Annotated in this window: 21 protein-coding genes and 2 tRNA genes; 12 read left to right on the forward strand and 11 right to left on the reverse strand. The window is 62.0% G+C overall.

The annotated features are described in order from the left end of the window. Positions 1-8 precede the first annotated feature (8 nt). The 9 genes from GV001_RS20055 to GV001_RS12120 all read left to right on the forward strand — a co-directional run bounded on the left by GV001_RS20055 (position 9) and on the right by GV001_RS12120 (position 7,640). Entirely contained in the window at positions 9-425 is a 417-nt protein-coding gene (locus GV001_RS20055) for a VOC family protein (RefSeq protein WP_218583017.1), read from the forward strand. 24 nt (positions 426-449) lie between these two features. Continuing rightward, positions 450-1,265, forward strand: coding sequence for an SDR family NAD(P)-dependent oxidoreductase (locus GV001_RS12085; protein WP_160080104.1), 816 nt, complete (start codon positions 450-452; stop codon positions 1,263-1,265). Positions 1,266-1,302: 37 nt separating this feature from the next. Then, positions 1,303-2,334 (forward strand): aromatic ring-hydroxylating dioxygenase subunit alpha, encoded by a 1,032-nt coding sequence (locus GV001_RS12090; protein WP_160080105.1) that lies wholly within the window; start codon positions 1,303-1,305, stop codon positions 2,332-2,334. Beyond that, complete coding sequence (locus GV001_RS12095; protein WP_218583018.1) at positions 2,331-3,290, forward strand: PDR/VanB family oxidoreductase; 960 nt, start codon at positions 2,331-2,333, stop codon at positions 3,288-3,290. The genes GV001_RS12090 and GV001_RS12095 overlap by 4 nt, the downstream gene beginning before the upstream one ends. Before the next feature lie 10 nt (positions 3,291-3,300). Continuing rightward, positions 3,301-4,233 carry a cation diffusion facilitator family transporter gene (locus GV001_RS12100; RefSeq protein WP_160080107.1) on the forward strand — a complete coding sequence of 311 codons (933 nt, stop codon included), beginning with the start codon at positions 3,301-3,303 and terminating at the stop codon, positions 4,231-4,233. A 200-nt stretch (positions 4,234-4,433) separates the two neighbouring features. After that, entirely contained in the window at positions 4,434-5,165 is a 732-nt protein-coding gene (locus tag GV001_RS12105; protein WP_160080109.1) for a TorF family putative porin, read from the forward strand. Positions 5,166-5,214: 49 nt separating this feature from the next. Continuing rightward, the gene (locus GV001_RS20260; protein ID WP_160080111.1) at positions 5,215-6,204 is read left to right on the forward strand and encodes a PAS domain-containing methyl-accepting chemotaxis protein; all 990 of its coding nucleotides are present in this window, start codon (positions 5,215-5,217) and stop codon (positions 6,202-6,204) included. Next, complete coding sequence (locus GV001_RS12115; protein ID WP_160080113.1) at positions 6,201-6,530, forward strand: multidrug efflux SMR transporter; 330 nt, start codon at positions 6,201-6,203, stop codon at positions 6,528-6,530. The genes GV001_RS20260 and GV001_RS12115 overlap by 4 nt, the downstream gene beginning before the upstream one ends. A gap of 15 nt (positions 6,531-6,545) precedes the next feature. Then, complete coding sequence (locus tag GV001_RS12120; protein WP_256664909.1) at positions 6,546-7,640, forward strand: extracellular solute-binding protein; 1,095 nt, start codon at positions 6,546-6,548, stop codon at positions 7,638-7,640. A gap of 275 nt (positions 7,641-7,915) precedes the next feature. On the opposite strand, the gene GV001_RS12125 is transcribed toward GV001_RS12120, so the two are convergent. The 8 genes from GV001_RS12125 to GV001_RS12160 all read right to left on the reverse strand — a co-directional run bounded on the left by GV001_RS12125 (position 7,916) and on the right by GV001_RS12160 (position 14,958). Next, positions 7,916-8,203, reverse strand: coding sequence for a hypothetical protein (locus GV001_RS12125; RefSeq protein WP_160080115.1), 288 nt, complete (start codon positions 8,201-8,203; stop codon positions 7,916-7,918). Between the two features lie 481 nt (positions 8,204-8,684). Then, positions 8,685-8,760 (reverse strand) — tRNA-Thr (locus tag GV001_RS12130). A gap of 289 nt (positions 8,761-9,049) precedes the next feature. After that, positions 9,050-10,255 carry a methyltransferase gene (locus tag GV001_RS12135; RefSeq protein WP_160080117.1) on the reverse strand — a complete coding sequence of 402 codons (1,206 nt, stop codon included), beginning with the start codon at positions 10,253-10,255 and terminating at the stop codon, positions 9,050-9,052. A gap of 57 nt (positions 10,256-10,312) precedes the next feature. Then, positions 10,313-11,002: an ABC transporter permease gene (locus GV001_RS12140; RefSeq protein ID WP_160080119.1), complete on the reverse strand. Its 690-nt coding sequence runs from the start codon at positions 11,000-11,002 to the stop codon at positions 10,313-10,315. Further along, a complete protein-coding gene (locus GV001_RS12145; protein WP_160080121.1) occupies positions 10,999-11,691 on the reverse strand; it encodes an ABC transporter permease in 693 nt (230 codons plus the stop codon). Before GV001_RS12145 ends, GV001_RS12140 begins: the two co-directional genes overlap by 4 nt. 58 nt (positions 11,692-11,749) lie before the next feature. Continuing rightward, on the reverse strand, positions 11,750-12,502 hold the full coding sequence (locus tag GV001_RS12150) for an ABC transporter substrate-binding protein (protein WP_160080123.1): 753 nt from the start codon (positions 12,500-12,502) through the stop codon (positions 11,750-11,752). A gap of 13 nt (positions 12,503-12,515) precedes the next feature. Next, positions 12,516-13,289, reverse strand: coding sequence for an ABC transporter ATP-binding protein (locus GV001_RS12155; RefSeq protein ID WP_160080125.1), 774 nt, complete (start codon positions 13,287-13,289; stop codon positions 12,516-12,518). A gap of 553 nt (positions 13,290-13,842) precedes the next feature. After that, on the reverse strand, positions 13,843-14,958 hold the full coding sequence (locus tag GV001_RS12160) for a hypothetical protein (RefSeq protein ID WP_160080127.1): 1,116 nt from the start codon (positions 14,956-14,958) through the stop codon (positions 13,843-13,845). Between the two features lie 389 nt (positions 14,959-15,347). On the opposite strand from GV001_RS12160, the gene GV001_RS12165 reads away from it, so the two are divergent. The 3 genes from GV001_RS12165 (at position 15,348) to GV001_RS12175 (ending at position 17,497) form a co-directional block, all read left to right on the forward strand. Beyond that, positions 15,348-15,986 carry a recombinase family protein gene (locus GV001_RS12165; protein WP_160080129.1) on the forward strand — a complete coding sequence of 213 codons (639 nt, stop codon included), beginning with the start codon at positions 15,348-15,350 and terminating at the stop codon, positions 15,984-15,986. A 258-nt stretch (positions 15,987-16,244) separates the two neighbouring features. After that, complete coding sequence (locus GV001_RS12170) at positions 16,245-16,490, forward strand: hypothetical protein (protein ID WP_160080131.1); 246 nt, start codon at positions 16,245-16,247, stop codon at positions 16,488-16,490. 83 nt (positions 16,491-16,573) lie between these two features. After that, the gene (locus tag GV001_RS12175; protein WP_160080133.1) at positions 16,574-17,497 is read left to right on the forward strand and encodes a ParB N-terminal domain-containing protein; all 924 of its coding nucleotides are present in this window, start codon (positions 16,574-16,576) and stop codon (positions 17,495-17,497) included. 133 nt (positions 17,498-17,630) lie between these two features. Here GV001_RS12175 and GV001_RS12180 read toward each other — a convergent pair whose 3' ends face one another. From GV001_RS12180 to GV001_RS12190, 3 genes are all read right to left on the reverse strand, one after another. Continuing rightward, positions 17,631-18,167 (reverse strand): hypothetical protein, encoded by a 537-nt coding sequence (locus GV001_RS12180; RefSeq protein ID WP_160080135.1) that lies wholly within the window; start codon positions 18,165-18,167, stop codon positions 17,631-17,633. A gap of 43 nt (positions 18,168-18,210) precedes the next feature. Further along, complete coding sequence (locus tag GV001_RS12185; protein ID WP_160080137.1) at positions 18,211-19,899, reverse strand: site-specific integrase; 1,689 nt, start codon at positions 19,897-19,899, stop codon at positions 18,211-18,213. 106 nt (positions 19,900-20,005) lie between these two features. Beyond that, positions 20,006-20,081, reverse strand: a tRNA-Phe gene (locus GV001_RS12190). Positions 20,082-20,092: the final 11 nt, after the last annotated feature.

Consider the following 20,092-nt stretch of genomic DNA (forward strand, 5'->3'; position numbering starts at 1 on the left):
CCAATTCCATGCTCAAGCTCAAACGCCTCGACAACATGGACATCTTGACCAACGACGTGCAGCGTCTGGTCGACTTCTACCACGGCACCCTCGGCCTCGGCTTCTTCCTGCCCTATGTGGCCGAAGAGAAGTGGGCAGCCATCGAAATGGGGAACGTCACCCTGTACATCTTCCACACCACCAACCCGGCCCCGGTCGAGCGCCGCACCGCGGTGAACCTGGAAGACAAGCCGGGCTTCGACTCCTTCGCCTTCGAGGTGGAAATCCTCGACGAGGCCATCGCCTACCTGGACGGCAAGGTCGAGTGGGTCACCGCCGAACCCATCGAATGGCAGCACCCGAACGGGACCCACTACCGCTACCGCCCAATGTTTGACCCGGACGGCAACATGTTCTACGTCACCGAACCGCACAAGACCGTCTGATCCGACCGTAACCGGAGAACTCCCATGACTGCTGTAACCCAAGGGACCCTGGCCACCCAGGCGCCCGAGGCGGTGCTCGCCCTGGCGCCGGACGCCAACCGCCTGGCTGGCCGTGTCGCGCTGATCACCGGCGCCGGTCGCGGCGCCGGACGCGCCCATGCGCGCCTGCTGGCCGCGCGTGGCGCGGCCGTAGCCATCGTCGATATCGACGCCGACGTGGCCCAGGCCACAGCGGCGGAAATCGAGGCCGCCGGTGGCCGTGCCATCGCCATCGCTTGCGACATCACCCGCCGCGACCTCGCCGAGCGTTGCGTGGCCGAGGTCGCCGAATGCCTCGGCGGGCTCGACATCCTGGTGCACAACGCCGGGCTGATCTACTCGATGACCGGCCTGGAAGATACCGACGACGCCAACTTCGACCGCCTGCTGGCGATCAACATCCATGCGCCGCTGTTCCTCTCCCGAGCGGCACTGCCCTGGTTGCGCAAGAGCCGCGCACCACGGGTGATCTTCATCAACTCGCAGTGGGGCCAGGTGCCGGACGGTCATTCCTACGCCTACATGGTCTCCAAGGCCGGCCAGCTGGGCCTGATGAAGACCATGGCCAAGGAGTTCGTCAGCGAGGGGATTCTGGTCAACGCCATCACCCCGGGCGCGATTCTCACGCGCATGGTGCCTGACGAATATATCGAGCCGGAGAAGGCCAACATCCCCCTCGGCCGCCTGGTACACCCCGAGGAAATCGCCGCCGCCGTGGCCTTCCTGGCCTCCGACGAAGCCGCCTTCATTGCCGGTCAGGCGATTCCCGTCAACGGCGGGGCGCTGCTGGTCGGCATCTGAACAGACAACAAGAAAGACAACCTGAGAGGTAATTCCAATGACGACTCCAATCAGTCAGCGCCAACGTGCCGAGCAGGCCATGCGCCGCCAGTGGTTCCCGGTGGCCCGTTCGATCGACCTGGACAAGCCGCAATCCGCCACTCTGCTCGGCGAGAAACTGGTGGTGTACCGCACCGAGTCTGGCCAGGCCGTGGTGCAGGCCGCGCGCTGTCCGCACCGTGGCGCCGACCTGTCGCTCGGCGAGGTGCATGGCGAGAACATTGCCTGCCCCTATCACGGCTGGCAGTTCGCCGGTGACAGCGGCAAGTGCAGCCACATTCCGGCGCTTGAGGATCAGTGCAAGATCCCACCGGGCGCGGCGATCCGTACCCACGTCTGCCAGGAGCGCTATGGCCACGTCTGGACCGCGCTGGAAGAGCCGCTGTTCGACCTCTACGACTTGGAAGAATGGCGCGAACTGGACCTCGAATGGGCCGCCGCCGAGCCGCTCGACTCGCCCACCGGCGTGGCCGTAGCCATCGAGAACTTCGGCGACGTGGCGCACTTCGCCTATATCCACCGCGGCATGATGGGCAAAACCAATCCGCAGATCGAACCGCTCAACGTGCGCCGTGAAGGCCTCGATGTGTGGATGGATCGGCCGCTGCAGTCCTGCGAGGGCGAATGGGCCAACGACGGCGATTGCATGATGAACTACCACATCGTCGCCCCGGGCCTGGTGGCCATCACCTACGACTACGAGCGCCTCGGCAAGCGCATCGTCGCCGGCTTCCCCTGCCCGGAGTCCTACGAGCACGTGAAGATCTTCTGGGGCGTCGCCAACGACCGTGAGTACAAGGGCGAGAACCTGCAGGAATGCCTGCGCCTGGAAGAGTTGCTGTACCTCGAAGACCTGCCGGTGGCCGCCACCATCACCCCGCCGGAGATCGACTGGGATGGCACCTTCGTCGAGCACTCGACCGCCGCCGACCTCTACACCCTGAACTACCGTCGCGCCTTCCGCGAGTTCATTGAGCGCGGACAGGTACAGCCGGTGCGCCTGGTCGATGAGCCGAGGACGATGCCGTGAGCGCCCTGGCTGAAGCGTTCGAGGTACAGATCACTGGCCTGCGGCTGGAAGCCGAAGGGGTGATCAGCTTGGAGCTGCAGGCTCCCGACCGCCAACCACTGCCGGCCTGGACGGCCGGCGCACACATCGACCTGCTGTTGCCATCCGGTCTGGTGCGCCAGTATTCGCTGTGCGGCGATCCCGAGGATCGTCGCCGCCTTCGTATCGGCGTGCTGCTGGAGGCCAATGGCCGTGGTGGCTCGCGCGAGGTGCATGGGGCGCTGCGCCTGGGGCAGACACTGAGTATCCGTGGGCCGCGCAATGCCTTTGCACTGGGGGCGGAAGGGCCTTACCTGTTCGTCGCTGGCGGCATCGGCATCACGCCGATCATGGCCATGGCCCGCGAAGCCAGCCGTCGGGGTGCCGAGTGGACGCTGCTGTATGGCGGCCGTTCGCGCCGTTCCATGGCTTTCATCGACGAGTTGCAGGCGCTTGGCGGCGGGCGCGTGGAGATCCTGCCGGCCGACGAAGTCGGTCTGCTCGACCTCGATGCCGTTGTCGCGTCTGCCGCTGCCGGCAAGCAGGTGTACAGCTGTGGCCCGGCGCCACTGCTCGATGCCCTGACGGCGCGCTTCAGCGAGGCGGGATTGGACGAGCGCTTGCATCTGGAGCGTTTTGCCCCGGCGGCGCCCGTCGCAGGCGCTGCGGGCGACAGCCTGCGGGTGATCCTGGCGCGCAGCGGCGGCGAGGTCGAGGTGCTACCCGGCTGCACCATCATGGCCGCCCTGCGCGCGGCCGGGCATGCGGTGGCCTCGTCGTGCGAGCAGGGTGTCTGCGGCATGTGCGAGACGCGGGTGCTCGACGGCGTGCCGGATCACCGCGACTCGTTGCTCACCGAAAGCGAGCGGGCCAAGGGCAATGTGATGATGCTCTGCGTGTCGCGCGCGCTCACGCCAACTCTGACTCTGGATCTGTAAGGAGCCTGGCGTGAACATCAGCAGCGCACAGACACTGGCGCAACGGTCGGGTAGTGAGCAACGGCTGCTCAAGCTGTCGATCTTGCTCACCTTGTTGCTGGCCGGCGCGGGTATCGGCTTCGGCCTGTACGCCGGCTCGCAGTCGATTGTCTTCGACGGCCTGTTCAACGCCATCGATGCAAGCATGGCGGCGTTGGCGCTGTTGGTCGCCAGGTTGGTGGTGCGCCAGCCGGGACGGCGATTTCAGCAGGGCTACTGGCATATCGAACCTCTGGTGCTGGCGCTCTACGGCAGCGTATTGGTGATGCTCTGCGCCTACGCCCTGGTCGACTCGCTGGCGGGTCTGATGCACGGGGGCAGGGCGCTGGCGTTCGATGGTGCGATTGTCTATGCGCTGCTCAGCGGCCTGGTGTCGATGGTCAGTTACGCCTACCTGCGGCGCTGCAACCGGCGCATTGACTCCGACCTGATCCAGCTCGACCTGCACAGCTGGTTGATGTCCAGCAGCATCAGCCTGGCTCTTTTGCTGGCATTCACTGTCGGCTGGTGGATGCAGGGCAGTGAGCACGCCCAGTGGGCGCCCTATATCGACCCGCTGGTTCTGGCGCTGCTGAGCCTGCTGCTCATGCCGCTGCCGTGTCGCACTGTGGTGCGGGCGATTCGCCAGGTGCTGCGCATGACGCCCGGTGCGTTGGACGAGGAGATCGTCGGACTGATGCAACGCATGTCCCAGCGCTATGGTTTCGAGCGTTTTTCCCACTGTGCGGTGCATAACGGTCGCGGCCTGTTCGTCGAGTTGCACATCCTGCTGCCGGCGACGATGGATCACTGGTCGGTGAGCGCACTGGATGGCGTGCGCAGCGAGATTGCCGCAGCGATTGGCCGCGAAGGGCCGAACCGTTGGCTGGCCATCGCCTTTACCCGGGATGGGCGCTGGCTATGAACACGCAGTACGCGCGAGCGGCCGCGCCGCCCTGATCCCGCCGATTCACCCTGTTTTCTATGACGCACTGCCGGCCTGTGCCGGTGGTTGGGCGCAGTTGCGCCTGCGTCAGCCCTGCTCCCCTAGGAGACCTGCGGTGGGTAGTCCGCTACTGCCGCCTTACGTGCAAGCCAGCATCACAATAACAACGGAGATAGCGAATGAAGCAGTTGCTCAACCTGACCCTGGTCAGCGCCGTCCTGGCTCCCTGGAGCCTGGCTCAGGCCATTACCCTCAACGACGATTTCAGCCTGGCCGTGGAGGCCGCAGCGCTCAGCGACTACCGCTCGCGGGGCATCTCCCAGACCCAGGGCGACCCTGCGCTGCAGGGCTCGGTCACGCTGCTGCACAGCAGTGGTGCCTATGCCGGCGTGTGGAGCTCCAATGTCGACTTCGGTTATGGCAGCAATACCCGCCAGGAGCTGGATTACTTCGCCGGTTACTACTGGCAGATCAACGACGACATCGCCCTGGATGTTGGCTACTTCGACTACACCTACCCGCGCCAGAACGGCCTCAACTACAGCGAGTACTACGCCGAGCTGAGCGCCTATGGCGCACGCGTGGGGAGCTATTACTCGGACGACCTCGGTGGCGACCAGAGCATGCTCTACAGCTACGTCGGCTATGGCTTCGCCTTGCCATTCGACGTGGCTTTCGACCTTCGCTACGGCCAGGCCGACTACAAGGACCCGTTGTGGATCTCCGCCAGTGGCCACAGCCGCGACAGCTATGACGAGTGGGAGGCCAAGCTGAGCAAGGAGATGTTCTCGCTGAACTGGTCGCTGAGCTACGTCGATACCGACCTGTCCGAGGTCGAGTGCGCCAACTACATGGGCTTCGATGATGTCTGCTCGGCCACCGTGGTGGTCGGCGTCAGCACCTCGTTCTGAGTATCTCCGGGAGGCCAAGTGCCTCCCGGTTGTTTAGCGGGGTATGGCTATGTGGTTCAAACGAGAGGCACATCACCTGGGGCTGGAGGTCAGCCAATGGATTGTCGGGCTGTTGGCGGGAGGGCGTGGTGAGCCCACGGCCTCGGCACGCCTGGCGCGCCATCCGCAGTTGCTGGAGAGCCTCAGGAAGTTGGCCGGGCACTGGCCGGGGCAGGAGTTGCCCGCTGCGACGCAGGTCGTGGAGCACAATGATCCGCAGCTGGCGGAGCAGCTGTCTGCCTGCGAGCAGCAGGTGGTCGAGTTGCAGCGGCACTGTCATGAGCTGGCGCTACAGACGGCCGAGCAGCAACGGCAACTGGCGGCCTGGCAGCTCAGCCAGCAGGTCTGGGACACGATGCTGGCGACCCTGACCGAGGGCAGCTGGGAACTGGTGGTGGTCAATGGTGACCCGCAGCATCCGCGCAATGAAATGCGCTGGTCCGACCAGTTCTGCACCTTGCTCGGCTACAGCCGCCGGGAGTTGCCCGATGGCTGGGAGAGCTACGCTAGGGTCACTCATCCGGAGGACATGCCAAGCGTCATGCAACGCTTCCATGGTCTGGTCGGCAGCAGCGATGCGGATGCCTCCTACGTGGTGGAGTACCGTATGTTCCACAAGACCCAGGGTGAAACCTGGTTTCGCGAGCAGGCGCGATGCCTGCGCGACGAGCGCGGCACCCTGTTGCGGGTGGTCGGCGCGGTGCGCAGCATTGCTGACGAGAAGCAGGCCGAGGCGGCGCGTGAGCGCGAGCAGCAATCGATCCAGTCGACCTACGGTGAGATCGCCCAACTGGTCGGGGTGATCAAGAGCATCGCCGACCAGACCAACCTGCTGGCCCTGAACGCGGCCATTGAGGCTGCGCGGGCCGGCGAGCAGGGGAGAGGGTTCTCGGTGGTCGCCGACGAGGTCAAGCAACTGGCCAGGCGTACCCGCGATGCCACCCTGGAGATCCAGGACATGCTGCGCCACAGCCATGAGCGCATTGGGGGCCGCATATGAGCAACTGGGGCTTTCTGCTGCTGGCCATCGTCGCCGAGGTCATTGCCACTTCGCTGCTCAAGGCCAGCAACGGCTTCACCCGGCCCTGGCCGACGCTGCTGATGGTGCTCGGCTTCACGATCGCCTTCTACTGCCTGTCACTGACGCTGCGTTCGATCCCCGTCGGCATTGCCTATGCCGTCTGGTCCGGGCTGGGCGTGGTGCTGATCACGCTCTCAGCCTGGTGGTTCTTCGGTCAGCGTCTGGACACTGCGGCCCTGGCGGGTATCGGTCTGATCGTGGCGGGCGTGTTGGTGATGAATCTTTTCTCGCATAGCCTGCACTGAGGCGACAGACGCCCCGTGCAGAGCAAACAAGGAAGCATTGGCATGTTGAGGGCTCTTTTACTGTCTCTGGCGCTATGCAGCCACGTTCAGGCGGCAGAAACGCTGCGGGTCTATAACTGGGCGCAGTACATCGACCCGCAGACCCTGCGTGGATTTGAGCGTGAGAGTGGAGTGAAAGTCGAGTACCAGACTTTCACCACCGCAGCAGAACGTGACGCCGCCCTGTTCGACAGCAGTGGCTGGGATGTATTGGTTCCCTCGCATTTCCAGTTGCCACGGCTGATTCGCGAAGGTCGTATCCAGATTCTCGACAAGAGTCGCCTGGCCAATTACGCAAATCTGGACAGCAAGCTGCTCGCTGCTCTGGTTTCCTTTGAAAATGCCCAGCGCTACGCAGTGCCGTATCAGTGGTCTTCTGCCGGGCTGGTCTACGACACCGAGACAGCCGTGCAGCAGTTTGGTGGGCCACTGCCGGAGAGCTGGAGCCTTGCCCTTGTCGAGCAGTCCCTGGCGCGCCTTGCTCCCTGCGGCGTCAGCTGGCTGGATGCGCCCGAGGAGATGTATTCGCTGTTGCTTAACTATCAAGGCAAGCGCTTGCCAAGCTCCTCGACCCAGTACTTGGCGCGACAAGGGCAAACCTTGGAGCACATGGCGCAAAATCTGCGGGCGCTGAACAATGAAGCCTACGTGGATGATCTGGTGGCAGGTCGGCTTTGCCTAGCCGTGGCTTGGTCTGGGCAGGCACTGATGGCCGCTCGAAAGAGACCATCTCTGCAATTCGTGGTACCCACCGAGGGGGCGCCGATTTCCCTGGAGACCTGGGTGATTCCCACAACTGCGCGCAACACCGAACTGGCTTATCGCTTTATCGACTACATGCTGAGGCCGCAAAGCTCAGTACAGAACTCGGCATACACCCTCTTTTACTCCGCTTTACGATCAGATCTGCCCCAGCTGCGTCGGCTTCAGCAAGATCAGCCGTCCCTGATACTCGACCCCAAGCTGCGCAGTCGGTTGTATTTTCTGGAGCAGCCGACGAGCGAGCAGAAGGAGGTAATCGACAAGCAATGGGCGCTCCTGGAGCGTCAGCAACGAGAATATTCCAAGTAAAAGCTATGGCTGCTATTGGCCGATTCTGTTGAAAAAGTCGGTTTCTGCGAGAGTTGTGTTTCGGCAGTTCAAGAATCGCTCGATTTCGGCGTTGCTACGTAAAAACCAATACAGCTCTGTCCTCTGAGCGAAACAGATTTCAACGTCGCTCACGCTCTTTCAAGGGCAAAAATCGCGATGGGACTTTTTCAACAGAATCGGCCGATAGCGGTCTATATGAAGCAGCTATCGACCAAATAAACATACGGCATTGAACGCAAAGGAGGCCCAGTGGCTCAGGCTGGGTTTTGCTGCACGCTTTCCCATGCTGCTGAGTACAACCCTGCAGCATCGCTGCACAACAGCCGAATGGCTTGCATGCATCCACTTAATGGTTCGCCGGAAAGCTCATTCAAATTAGATGAACCACTGAGGGCGCAGAGCAGGCTCAGGGCGGCGCACTGGCGCTGCACGGCTTCGTCATAGAGCTCGGTTGCTGGGGCATCACTGCGAAAACCAAGCAAGCTGCCGTGTTCGCCGGCATGGAGCGGGGTAAAGCCTGGGAATGAGTCGCTCGGGTGCATAGGGAGGCCTCTAGAGTTTTAGAGACCGCCAGCATCACTTCCACATGATGGGTGGCGGCTGTATGCGGGTGTGGAAGACCGAGACTCTAGGAACTCGGTGCGCCGAAGCGCCCCGCATACAGCCACCATAACGAATTGCTCATGGTGATCCTGGAGTCAGGTCTGTTGACCCGCCCATTCACACTATTCAGCTCTCAGGGGCTGTGCAAGACCCCACTTTACGGCATCCGGACGAAAAAGGCCTTCACCATGAATGACCTTCAAGATGGCTAAAAAGTCGTTTGGTGATGTTGTCGTATAAAGAAAATGCGCCGCAGGATGGGCTTGATCGTGAGATTTTACCGACGAGCGGTTCTTTGGTTGGCGCGGACTTTTTCTAACCAGCAGGACATGGGGTGTCAAATCCCTACCCCAAGCCTACCCCAAGCTGAATTTTGGCCACAAAAAAGGGCTACGTTTTCACGTAACCCTTTGATTTGTATGGTGCCGGCACCAGGAATCGAACCCGGGACCTACTGATTACAAGTCAGTTGCTCTACCAGCTGAGCTATACCGGCAAGGGGCGCCATTATAGCCATTGGCAGCGCGGAGTAAACCGTTGCGATGCAGTTGATACATGGGCCGGCTATCAGCCGCGCTGCGCTTATGCACAATCGCGAGGCTTAATGAGGATGAATGCGCGACTTTTGTGCGCCAGCTCTCAGTCAAACATAACTTGCTGTTTTTAATGATTTTTTGCTTGTGATCAAAAAATCGGCAGCGCCGCGCAGGGCAGTCGCGGCAGGCTTTGCAGCGTTTTCTGCAGAAACTACGCACAGAGTTATCCACAGCTTCTGTGGATGGTTGTCAGGGCCGCTCGGCGAGCAGTAGCAGGTTGCGCGGGCTCAAGGCATGGCTGCAGAAACTGCCCAGTTGTACGTGGTAGCCCTGTTCTTCCAGGTACAGCGCGCGGTCCAGCAGCAGCCACAGTTCCAGGGGGCGGCGGAACAGGTTGCGCAGCAGTTCCAGGTTGCGCACCTGGGCCAGGCGTTGCCAGCCCTGGCTTTCGAGGCTCGTCCAGTCGCACTCCGGTGGCCTGGGCAGCTCCTTCAGGGCGGCCAGGTCGCGGCAGTAGTCGGCGAAGTCCTTGGCCAGCCAGGCGACCGGCAGGGAAGGGGTCGGCAGATAGTGGTCGCAGCCGCGCAGTTGCCGCTGCAGCAGGTCGAAGGCCAGGCGGCGGGCCATGGAGCGGTCGCGTTGCTGGCGCACGCGCTGGCCGGCGGTGACGGTTTCGCTGAGCGGCAGGCCCAGGTCGTCGCGCGACAGCTGCAGGGCGGAGTGTTGCGCGGGGCTGGATAGCGCCTGGTAGTGCTGGGTGTGAATGCGGTTGTAGCAGCAGGGGGCCACCGCCAGTTGCCGGCAGCCCTTGGCGCTGGCCAGTTGCAGCAGGCGCACATGCAGCTCGCCACAGGCGTGCAGGGCTACCGGGCTGTGCTCGGCGTGCAGCTGTTCGGCGGCATCGGCGGCCAGCACATCCTGCTGCCGATGCTGTGCGGCGAGGTGCAGGCGCTCGCTCAGCCGTTGTCCGGCGCTGACCAGCTGCGGGTCGTATTCGAGGCAGGTCAGCTGGCCACCGTCGTGGGCCAGCAGGCGGCCGAGGTGGCCCTTGCCGGCGCACCAGTCGAGCCAGTGGCCGGGTTGCCGGTGGAACTGCAGGCGGCTGGCGAAGGCCTCGATCTGCTGCCATTTGCGCCCCGGCACATCGATCGAGTAGTGCGCGGGCAGCTTTCGCATCGCCTTGACCGGCAGTTCGCCGAGCTGGCTCAGGGCCTGGGCGTGGGCGGCCAGCTGCGGGAAGGGGGCGGGTGCGGCGAGCAGGTGCGGTTGGTTATGGCTGGCCTCGGCCTGCTCCAGGCTGCGCTGGCGCAGCCAGTGGGCCAGCTCGGCGTGTTCGTGTTCCCAGTCCAGCCGCAGGCTGGTGAACGGCTTGGGTCGCCACAGCTGCTGGTGGGCCAGCAGGAAGCTGTCCAGCGCCTGGAAGCGTTCGAGCAGGGTGGGGCCGGTGAGGATCATGGCGGGGCTGGGCGAATGAGGGGCGGCGTTCTCCCGCGGGAGAGCGCCATCCGGGAGTTAGCGACCCTGGCAGGCGTCCACGCGCAGCCAGCGTTCCAGCAGCTTGAAGCCGCGCACCATGATGTAGGCGATGAACAGGTAGAACAGCCCGGCGGCGAAGAATATCTCCACCGGCAGGTAGGTGCGGGCGATGATGGTGCGCGCCATGCCGGTCAGCTCGAGCAGGGTCACGGTGCTGGCCAGGGCACTGGCCTTGAGCATCAGAATCACCTCGTTGCTGTAGGCCGGCAGGCCGATGCGCGCGGCGCGCGGCAGGACGATGTAGAACATGGTCTGCGCCCGCGACATGCCCAGGGCGCGGGCCGCCTCGATCTCGCCCGGCGGCACGGCGTGGATCGCGCCGCGCAGGATCTCGGCGATGTAGGCCGCAGTGTGCAGGGTCATGGTGATGATCGCGCACCAGTACGGGTCGCGCAGATATGGCCAGAGCGGGCCATAGCGCACGATGTCGAACTGGGCCAGGCCGTAGTAGACCAGGAACAGCTGCACCAGCAGTGGCGTGCCGCGAAAGAAGAAGATGTAGCCATAGGGCAGGGCACGCACGTACCAGTGGCGCGAGGCGCGGGCGATGCCCAGGGGCAGGGCGAGGATCAGTCCGGCGACCACGGCGATGGCCACCAGCTCGATGGTCAGGGCGGCGCCATCGAGCAGCTTGGGCAGGTACTTGACGATGATTTCCCAGTTCATGATGCGCTCCGCACAAAGCCGCGGCTGGCGCGCTTCTCGAGGAAATACATGCCGGTCATGGCGATGATGGTCAGGCCCAGGTAGATGAGGGCGGCGACCATGAAGAAGGTGAAGGGCTCCTTGCTGGCCGTCACGGCGATCTGCGAGCGGCGCATGATTTCTTCCAAGCCGATCACCGAGACCAGCGCGGTATCCTTCATCAGGATCATGAACAGGTTGCCCAGGCCGGGCAGGGCGATGCGCCACATCTGCGGCAGGATCACCCGCCAGAGGATGCGCGAGCTCGACAGGCCGAGGGCCTGGCCGGCTTCGCGATGGCCCTTGGGGATGGCCAGGATGGCGCCGCGAAACACTTCGGTGGCATAGGCGCCGAAGCAAATACCGAGGGCGATGGTGCCGGCGGCGAAGGCGTTGAGTTCCAGTTCCAGGCCGACCAGGTCGCTGAGGCTGCGCATCAGGTTGACCGTGCCGAAATAGATCAGCAGGACCCAGAGCAGCTCGGGGACGCCGCGCACTATGGTCGAGTAGCTGCCGCCCAGCCATTGCAGCGGCTTGTACGGCGAAGTCTTGGCCAGGGCGCCGAGCAGGCCGAGCACAAGGCCCAGGGCCAGCGCGCAGAGCGCCAACTGGATGGTCATCAGCGCACCGGCAAACAGGGCCGGGCCGAATCCGTGGAGGTCGAGAGTCATCTGAGGGCTACTGCAAGGGACGGCCGCCGCCCGGCTGGGCGGCGACGGTCAGGCGGCATCAATAGATGCTGAACGGGAAGTACTTGTCGTTGATCTGCTTGTAGGTACCGTCTTCGACGATGGCCTTCAGCGCAGCGTTCAGCTTCTCGCGCAGCGGGTCGCCCTTGCGTACGGCGATGCCGATCTTGTCGTTGTCGAATACCGGCTCGCCCTTGAAGTCGAAGTCCTTGCCGGCATCGCTCTTCAGCCATTCCCAGTTGACGAACTTGTCGGCCAGCACGCCGTCGAGGCGGCCCGAGGACAGGTCGAGGTAGGCGTTTTCCTGGGTGTCGTACAGCTTGATCTCGACCACGCCGTCCAGGTTGTCTTCCAGCCAGGTGCCGGCGATGGTGGCGCGCTGGGCGCCGATCACCTTGCCTTTCAGGCTGGCCTTGTCGGTCTTGAAGTCGGCACTTTTCGGCGCGATGAACTGCAGCTTGTTGGTGTAGTAGGCATCGGTGAAGTCGACCGCCTGCTTGCGCTCTTCGGTGATCGACATGGACGCGGCGAGGAAGTCGAACTTCTTCGCGTTGAGGGCCGGGATGATGCCGTCCCAGTCGGAGGTGACCACTTCGCACTCGGCGGCCATCTTGGCGCACAGGGCCTGGGCGATTTCCACATCGAAGCCGCCGACCTTGCCGCTGGCGTCGATCAGGTTGAAGGGCGGGTAAGCGCCTTCGGTACCGATTTTCAGTTTGTCCGCTGCGATTGCGCTGCTGCCGAACGCCAGAGTGGCGACTGCGGCAAACAGGATTTTCTTATAGTTCTGCATGCGTATTGCTCCGTTAGCGATTGCTGGACATGAATTGTTTACAGCGTGCCGACTGCGGGTTGTCAAATACTTGCTCGGGCGAACCCTGCTCCTCCACCAGGCCCTGGTGGAGGAACACCACTTCACTGGATACCTGGCGAGCGAAGTTCATCTCGTGGGTAACCAGCAGCATCGTGCGCCCCTCATCGGCAAGCGCGCGGATCACATTAAGCACTTCCTGTACCATTTCTGGGTCGAGGGCCGAAGTCGGCTCGTCGAACAGTATCACTTTAGGCTGCATGGCCAGGGTGCGCGCGATGGCGGCGCGCTGTTGCTGGCCACCGGAAAGCTGGTTGGGGTAGGCGTGGCGCTTGTCGGCGATGCCAACTTTGGCCAGCAGCGCTTCGGCGATTTCGGTGGCCTCCGCCCGGCTCTTGCCCAGCACGCGACGCGGTGCCTCGATGATGTTGTCGAGCACGCTCATGTGCGGCCACAGGTTGAAATTCTGGAAGACGAAGCCGATCTCGCTGCGCAGGCGATTGATCTGGCGGTTGTCGGCGGCGACCAGGTCGCCGTTCTTGGCGGTCTTCAGCTTGAGTTCTTCGCCGGCCACCAGGATCTGCCCCTGGTGCGGGTTTTCCAGCAGGTTGATGCAGCGCAGGAAGGTCGATTTGCCGGAGCCGGACGAGCCGAGAATGGAGATCACATCACCGTCGCGCGCGGTCAAGGAGATGCCCTTGAGCACTTCAAGGTCGCCGTAGCGTTTGTGCAGGTTACGAATTTCCAGCGCTGGCGTGGCCTCGGCCATGGGATGTCCTCTTGGTTGCGGATGCACTCCGGCTGCTGGCCGCCATCCTAGCGTGGGGGTGAACCTAGCATAGCGCCAACGGCAGCGCCAAGCCGCCAGCGGGCGCTGTTGGCAGGGGCAACGACAGGTTGTCGCATCGTTACAGTTGTGTGTCGCGCCCAAACAAAAAGCCCGACGCGCGGATCGGGCTTTGGGCTGTTGCGGTCGATTTTTTGGCCCGGCTGCAGTGCGCCGCGCAGTGTAATGGAGGCGGCAGTCGGGGTGAAGGCCGGGGGCGCGGCAAGCGCGATGCCTCGGAGGCAAATCGCAGGCAATAAAAAACCGGCATTATGGCCGGTTCTTTAAGGCTTTCGGGTGGTTTTGGCACCACCTGAAAACGAAAGGTGGTGCCCAGGGACGGAATCGAACCGCCGAGACACCCGTGAAAACCTCAACCCCCGCGCCCTCTAGGCTCTGGCTGCGCGTGAGGTCGGGAATTGTACGACCTTCTTGTACGAAATGCCCCTACTGATGCCCCTAAAAGTGAAGATGCCTTTTACTAGGTTGGAGGAGGTCAGCCCCGCTTTAAGGGCCACCGTGGGAGCCACCGTCGAATAGCCTGCACAAGACTGTTCCAATTCGAGGCGGCTACCTGCCCCCTTAGGTCAATCGCCTCAGATAGGACTGCGTTGATTCCGCATGCCGGGTTCTCCGAGCAGACGGCGTCGAAGTACCCCGCCAGCCATTCGTACTTAGCAAATATTGACTCGGGGCAGTTCGTGTCACCAGCCATGGAGATAATCAAGCTCCGAATGGGGTTCAATCGCGTTTGCCATAGCTCCTGATTTTGATGGAAGAACGATCTTCCGCAGAACGGGGGTAGGAAATTATAAAAACGGTGCCCGTCGTGGTCGATCCGCCAAGCGACCCCTCCACCCGGTTCATCTTCAATCCATTCGGCCGCCAACTCCGCCGAGAGGATAATTCTCGGGCTCGAAGCGACTTTGCTTTCTAGGTGATATGCCTCGTGGATTGCCGGGCCAAAAGCAAGCGCGCCCTGTTGGTACAACTTCCCCCGAACAACGCCTCCTCGCAGCAAAAGCCCATGGGGGATGAGCGTCGAAGTTAATACGAAAAGTGCTTGCTTCAGAGCACCGTACCCTAGGGAGTCATCGCTAAAGCTAAGAATCAGGCAATCGGAAAACTGGCTGACCCTGGGGTCTCCATGCCAACGCTCACCCTCCTGGGCTAGGCCTTGGAGCGTTTCTGTGAACTTGCCGTACCCTTGCATACCGGCGAGGGCTCTCCCCAGTGCCAGTAGTTTCTCGCGGTCACCGCCATTAGCTGCGTCCTCAACAGCGTTTTTCCAGCCGAGCACGTCAACAAAAGCAGTTATTCGAGTCTCAAAGCTCAACGAAGCCTCGAACTTAGCTACCTCCTCGGCAATCCGTTTCTCCTCCAGTTCTCTGTCATGGGCTCCTGCATCCCAAGCGGCTTTTTGGGCGTCTGCCTCCGCTTCTTCTTCATCCGTGTGCTGAAGGTAATAAGTAGCGCCGCCATGGTTTACCACCAGCCCGTAGCGCCTTCCGGGCTCTACTTCCTCAAGCTCTACCAACTGCCCGTCTACTTTTTTAAAAATCGGGTACTTTTCCGCCAAGTCTACGGTGACGCTTTCTCTTCGCTTTTCCATGCGGCCCCCTTATTAACCTTCAAAGCCAAAACTACCCGAAGTCGGCGACTATTTTTTTATAGAAAATCCGAGCGCCCTTGTAAGTAATGGTATCTGCCTCACTTCCCCCCGTACCCCCGGCCTCGGTCTTCAAATCACCGGAATCCAGGGTATTTGCGTAATGCAGTCGACCTCCGCCACTAGTTCCTGCTGCCGGGGCGGCGCGTCTTCGTTACATCCGGCTCGCTGTCGCCAGCAGCCTCTACCCCACATAGAAGGTGCAGTCGTTTGGGTATGCACCAGCGGTAACGCCTGGAGGCCAAGCGAGGTGTCACCGTTTAGAGTCTGTTGACCATCTATCCGACACCAGGCATAGTGACACCACTTCAATGATAACAAGGACGCCCGCCATGCTTGTTCACGCCTACCTTCGAGCCAGCACCGCCGAACAGGACGCCAACCGCGCCAAGCAGCAACTGACCGACTTCGCCAAGGAGCGTGGCCACCGTATCGCCGGCTACTACCCAGAGAACGAGAGCGGGGCATCGCTGCAGCGGCCCAAACTGTTCGAGCTACTGGACAACGCCGAGCCAGGTGACGTCCTGTTGGTCGAGCAGGTTGACCGGCTGTCACGGCTGACCGAGGGCGACTGGCAGCAGCTTCGCTCCATCATCAAGGCGAAGGACGTGCGTGTGGTCGCCCTGGACTTGCCGACCTCTCACCAATTCCTGGAGAAGCCCAGCACCGACGCCGACGCCTTCACCGCCCGGATACTGGCAGCCATTAACGACATGCTCCTGGACATGCTCGCAGCCGTGGCCAGGAAGGACTACGACGACCGCCTACGACGCCAGAAGCAGGGCATCGAGAAGGCCAAGGCTGAACGCCGCTACCAGGGCAAGGCCATTGACCAGGACAAGCACAAGCGCATCCTTGCCTGCCTGGCCAAGGGTATGAGCCTCCGGGAGACGGCCAAGGCCACCGGCACCGGGACGTCCACCGTCATCCGGGCGAAGAAGCTCCAGGAGCAGGCAGCGGCGGACGCCTGACAAATACACGGAATCCCATGGAATTCGAGGCCCTGAGCCAACCCCGCTGAGCATTTACGGCCCTACCTTGTATAACAGCCCGCCGCGCTCCATCTGACCGCTGCGGATTAGCCCTCAGCACCAGAAGAAAACAGGCGGGCTATTTGCCCCCAGTCTTCGCACAAACCACACCCACAACGAAACGACCACGACACCCTGCCCGGAAACCTCCAGGCGGGGCGCTGGCGCTCACCTATCAAAACAAAGGACTTCGATCCAATGAACCACCCCCACAAACTGGTGCGCCTTAACCTGCACCTGCGCCCCGAGCACCTTAATCGCCTGACCACCCTGGCCTGCGCCCTTGGCAAGAAGAAGTGCCGCGACACGCGCCTTGCTGAGGCCATGGAACTGGCCCTAACGGCGGGGCTGGCCTGGGACGACGCCGACCTGCTGGAACTTGCCAAGCCCGACCGGGAGGAGCCCCAGTGGCTTGCCCTTGGCCCCATAGTCCGGACGCGCTGAGGTAGACCATGACGGAAAGACTTCAATCTATTCCACTGGACGCCATCCAGACCGATCCACGCTTACAGAACCGGAACGTCGGCATGCAGAAGTTCAAGGAGCACAGCGACGCCAAGCGGTACAAGGAACATATCAACCAACTGAACCGCAGCATCAAGGCGGCGGGGCAGCAAGTCCCTATGAAAGTTGTTGCCGCCGAGGAGGGTGGTAATTACGAATTGGCTCCTGGGGCGGATCGGCCGCACCATGTTCCTACTCGCTTCTGGCTGGTGGACGGCCACCACCGCCTTGAGGCGCTGAAGAAGGCCGGGAAAGCAGAGGCCTTGGTTGAGGTCATTCCTGGGCTTGGTCTTGCAGATGCATTGGACGCCGCCAGGCTAGCCAACCAGCACGTAATCCAGCCCATGTCGCCTCTGGAGCGCACCGAAAATGCTTGGACGGCCTTCAACTTGGAGCGGGACACCTACCGCAAGATGAGCGTCAAGGAGGTTGCCGTCCTGCTAGGCGTCTCCGAGAACACTATCAAGCGTTTCCGCGAAGCCGTCCGGCAGGAGGGTATCAAGGCTGGGAAGATCGACCCCGAAGCTCCACGGGACAAAGTCGAGCAGCAACTCCAGGCTTACTGGAACAGGAAGACCACCTGGAGGCGTCTGAGCATCATCACCTGGGCGATGTTCAAGAGGGAGCGTCAGGAGCCTAGTAAGCGCACTAGCGCGGCAGCACAGAAGCATGTCGCTAAGATGGCCGCCGTTCAGGCACTGCTTGGTGAGGACGGGCGACACGATGACAAGAGCGTGGTTGCTGCCTTTATCGAGTTGGGGAGGGAGGCTGACCGTCCCGATGGCATTGCGTTCCTGAGAGCGAAGTACAAGCCGAAGGTTCACCAGCCCGTGACCACGGAGGACGATGACGCCATGGACGATGACGTTGACCACAGCCAGCTAGGCCTGGAGGTCGCCCGGATGCATACACAGGCGGCTGCCGACAGGGCCCATGGCGACTTCTAACGAGGGCCCCACATGAGGGGCTCTCAGAGCCCTCGATTGGCTGCAAGCCGCGTTACTCTTGGGCTCAGCCTTCAAAACCTATCACTCGACCATGGGGGATACTGGGCGCTCGCGTGCCCTACCCCCTGGCGTTTTAGTTGCCCTTCAGGGAGTGACTCCGAACGAAGTCGCCAAGTGGGAGTCCTTGTGGCCAATTGGACAGGTCCACCACTGTGGCACCGTACTTGGCCTCAATCTGTCCAAGAAGGCCTTTTTTGTCAGAGGTGAGCAGGATGGAATGAACGGAGCGAGCGGCAAGCGATACATCAGCCTCATTTTTGAACAGGCCGGTCGGGCGTTTGGTCGGCTTGATCCTCTGAGCTTCTGCTGCCAGGATCGTGGTCTCGGCGCGGCTGGCGTAGCGACCCCGGTTAAAGCCAGCCACTCGTTGCTGGTCAGGCGGCAGTCCAGGGGCTCCAAAGCCGAAGTAGGTATCAGTCGGGATTTGCCGCGAGCTAATGCTGGAGCGTATGTAGGCAAGCAAGTCCTGGTCTGGAATGCTCGCAATCTCGAACTCGGCCTCCCTAGTAATGGCAAGACCGAAGTCGGGGGAGGGCAGAGCGGTGAGCAGGTCGACACCTCTCCGATAGAGTATGTCCCAGGCGTTGTTATCCACGAACACGCTTATCACTTGGTCGCCTCCTGCTGCATGGGGCAATTAGTAAAGCGCAGGGCTAGACCAATAGTCCAGCCATGCGGGCGAGGCTTGGGTACTTCTTCAGCTCCTCCGCCATGCGGCTAATCGGTGCGCTCCCGTAGCTGTCCCCCACGTTCGACGCGGCATGCCCTGTTAGCCAGTCATGCACTTCTTTGGGGATGCCCACTTCGCGGCACAGCGTCTTGAAGGCGTGGCGGAAGCCGTGTGCGGGTTTGGCGGCGCTCTGCAGCTTCACCACGTCCTGGAGGTAGTTGTCCCAAGTCTTGCCTATCGCATGTCCTAGGCCGTCTTTGTGCGGCTTCAGCTTAGGGAGCAATCGACCACTGGCGGGGACGCTGGCCTTGTATTCGAGGAAGCCGAGGGCCAGTAGGTCATCGTGCAGCGGTACTCTGCGACGACTGCTGGCGGTCTTCAAGGACTTCCCGTCACCGGGGCGTATGGCGATGCACCAGGCACAAGACTCCGCATCTTGCTCAACGTCTGATACCAGGAGCTGGGCGACCTCCTCGCGGCGTGCCCCTGTGTAGGCCATGAGCAGTGGGAGCCAGTAAAGCGCATGGCCATAGTCGGCAATCTGTGGCTTCCACTGGTCATGAAATAGTGGGCTGGAGAATATGGTGACCAGCTCCTTACGGCTGTATCCCTTGTCAGGGGCTTCCTTGTGGAGGGCGGCTTTGTTGATTGCGTTGCGAAGGTCGCGCAGCACTCCAGAAGCAGCTACTGGTTCTTCCTCCAGGGCCTCCAGGCGCTCACGGGCGAACTTGAAGATAGCCGCTAAGGCAGCCAGCTTCTTGCGGATGGTCGCCAGCTCCATGGTGGGGGCACCCTGTTCAACCTGGGCACGCAACGCTTCCACGTTCAGGCCAGGTTTCCAGCGACCTTTTGGGAGTTGGCCAAGTGCGACGCGGAAGTTGTGGATGGTGGACTTGGATACCTGCGGCGCGGGAATGTCGCCGACAAGGAAGATGAGGCGCTGCATGCAGTCCATATATTCGGCAATGGTCTTCGAGGGGTCACCCAGGCCGGCGCTATCCTGGCGTTTCGACTCGGCCCACTTGGTGAACACTTCGGATAGGAGGAGTGCTTTGCCTGTGCGGCTCTGCGAAGGGCCTTCCTGCGACAATGGAAGTGACGCTGCGGGTAAGTCGGGGTTAGAGCGCCAGTCGCCACGATGGCGCTGTAGGGCCGTCCAGGACAGGCTGTGCCAAGTGATGAAGAACTCTTGGCGGAGCACGGTATACGCAGGGGACGATACAGGCGGGACGGCGTGTCCGGCTGCAGTCAGTGTCTGCTGTATGGCTGCAGTCAAAAGACGTTGGAGTTTAGGGTCACCCCAGGGCTCACTCTTGTCCTGCAATTCCAGCGGCATAACGACGTCGCCGCCTGAGTGGGCCAAAAACTGGTGGATGCGGCCGCTATCACGTTCCCATGCAGCAAGCTCGGCAACTGCCCAGCGGTCTGCCAGCTTCGGGGCGTCGGACGGCTGCAAGCGGGATTCACCTTTGAGCGAGGAACGCGCTAATGCGATGGCTGCTTCGCAACGGGCGGACTCGGCGGCGAACAGTGGGCGGGCTTCTGTGAGGGACTTGGTTCCGAAGGAGACCTTCCACTCGTTTCCACGGCCTATCAGGTGGCGAAGCGCAGCCGGAATGGTCTTGCGGTAGATGTAGTTGCCCGTCTTGGGGCAGGTCTTCAGCGTCGGCATGACACCCACTTTGTACGCCTCCTTTGTACGACCACGGGGGCGCAGCTAGGAGGTCTTAAACGAAAAAACCCCTGAAGCCGTTAGGAATCAGGGGTTTCGGTATTCATGGTGCCCAGGGACGGAATCGAACCGCCGACACGGGGATTTTCAATCCCCTGCTCTACCGACTGAGCTACCTGGGCAACGGGGCGCA

The sequence above is a fragment of the Pseudomonas sp. 8AS genome, assembly GCF_902506505.1.
Lineage (GTDB): Bacteria > Pseudomonadota > Gammaproteobacteria > Pseudomonadales > Pseudomonadaceae > Aquipseudomonas.

Excerpts from the sequence above, each read along its gene's own strand:
- GV001_RS20055 (WP_218583017.1), top strand. The coding sequence starts at position 9 with ATGCTCAAGCTCAAACGCCTCGACAACATGGACATCTTGACCAACGAC.
- GV001_RS12085 (WP_160080104.1), top strand. The coding sequence starts at position 450 with ATGACTGCTGTAACCCAAGGGACCCTGGCCACCCAGGCGCCCGAGGCG.
- GV001_RS12090 (WP_160080105.1), top strand. The coding sequence starts at position 1,303 with ATGACGACTCCAATCAGTCAGCGCCAACGTGCCGAGCAGGCCATGCGC.
- GV001_RS12105 (WP_160080109.1), top strand. The coding sequence starts at position 4,434 with ATGAAGCAGTTGCTCAACCTGACCCTGGTCAGCGCCGTCCTGGCTCCC.
- GV001_RS20260 (WP_160080111.1), top strand. The coding sequence starts at position 5,215 with ATGTGGTTCAAACGAGAGGCACATCACCTGGGGCTGGAGGTCAGCCAA.
- GV001_RS12115 (WP_160080113.1), top strand. The coding sequence starts at position 6,201 with ATGAGCAACTGGGGCTTTCTGCTGCTGGCCATCGTCGCCGAGGTCATT.
- GV001_RS12125 (WP_160080115.1), bottom strand. The coding sequence starts at position 8,203 with ATGCACCCGAGCGACTCATTCCCAGGCTTTACCCCGCTCCATGCCGGC.
- GV001_RS12135 (WP_160080117.1), bottom strand. The coding sequence starts at position 10,255 with ATGATCCTCACCGGCCCCACCCTGCTCGAACGCTTCCAGGCGCTGGAC.
- GV001_RS12140 (WP_160080119.1), bottom strand. The coding sequence starts at position 11,002 with ATGAACTGGGAAATCATCGTCAAGTACCTGCCCAAGCTGCTCGATGGC.
- GV001_RS12145 (WP_160080121.1), bottom strand. The coding sequence starts at position 11,691 with ATGACTCTCGACCTCCACGGATTCGGCCCGGCCCTGTTTGCCGGTGCG.
- GV001_RS12150 (WP_160080123.1), bottom strand. The coding sequence starts at position 12,502 with ATGCAGAACTATAAGAAAATCCTGTTTGCCGCAGTCGCCACTCTGGCG.
- GV001_RS12155 (WP_160080125.1), bottom strand. The coding sequence starts at position 13,289 with ATGGCCGAGGCCACGCCAGCGCTGGAAATTCGTAACCTGCACAAACGC.
- GV001_RS12160 (WP_160080127.1), bottom strand. The coding sequence starts at position 14,958 with ATGGAAAAGCGAAGAGAAAGCGTCACCGTAGACTTGGCGGAAAAGTAC.
- GV001_RS12165 (WP_160080129.1), top strand. The coding sequence starts at position 15,348 with ATGCTTGTTCACGCCTACCTTCGAGCCAGCACCGCCGAACAGGACGCC.
- GV001_RS12170 (WP_160080131.1), top strand. The coding sequence starts at position 16,245 with ATGAACCACCCCCACAAACTGGTGCGCCTTAACCTGCACCTGCGCCCC.
- GV001_RS12175 (WP_160080133.1), top strand. The coding sequence starts at position 16,574 with ATGCAGAAGTTCAAGGAGCACAGCGACGCCAAGCGGTACAAGGAACAT.
- GV001_RS12185 (WP_160080137.1), bottom strand. The coding sequence starts at position 19,899 with ATGCCGACGCTGAAGACCTGCCCCAAGACGGGCAACTACATCTACCGC.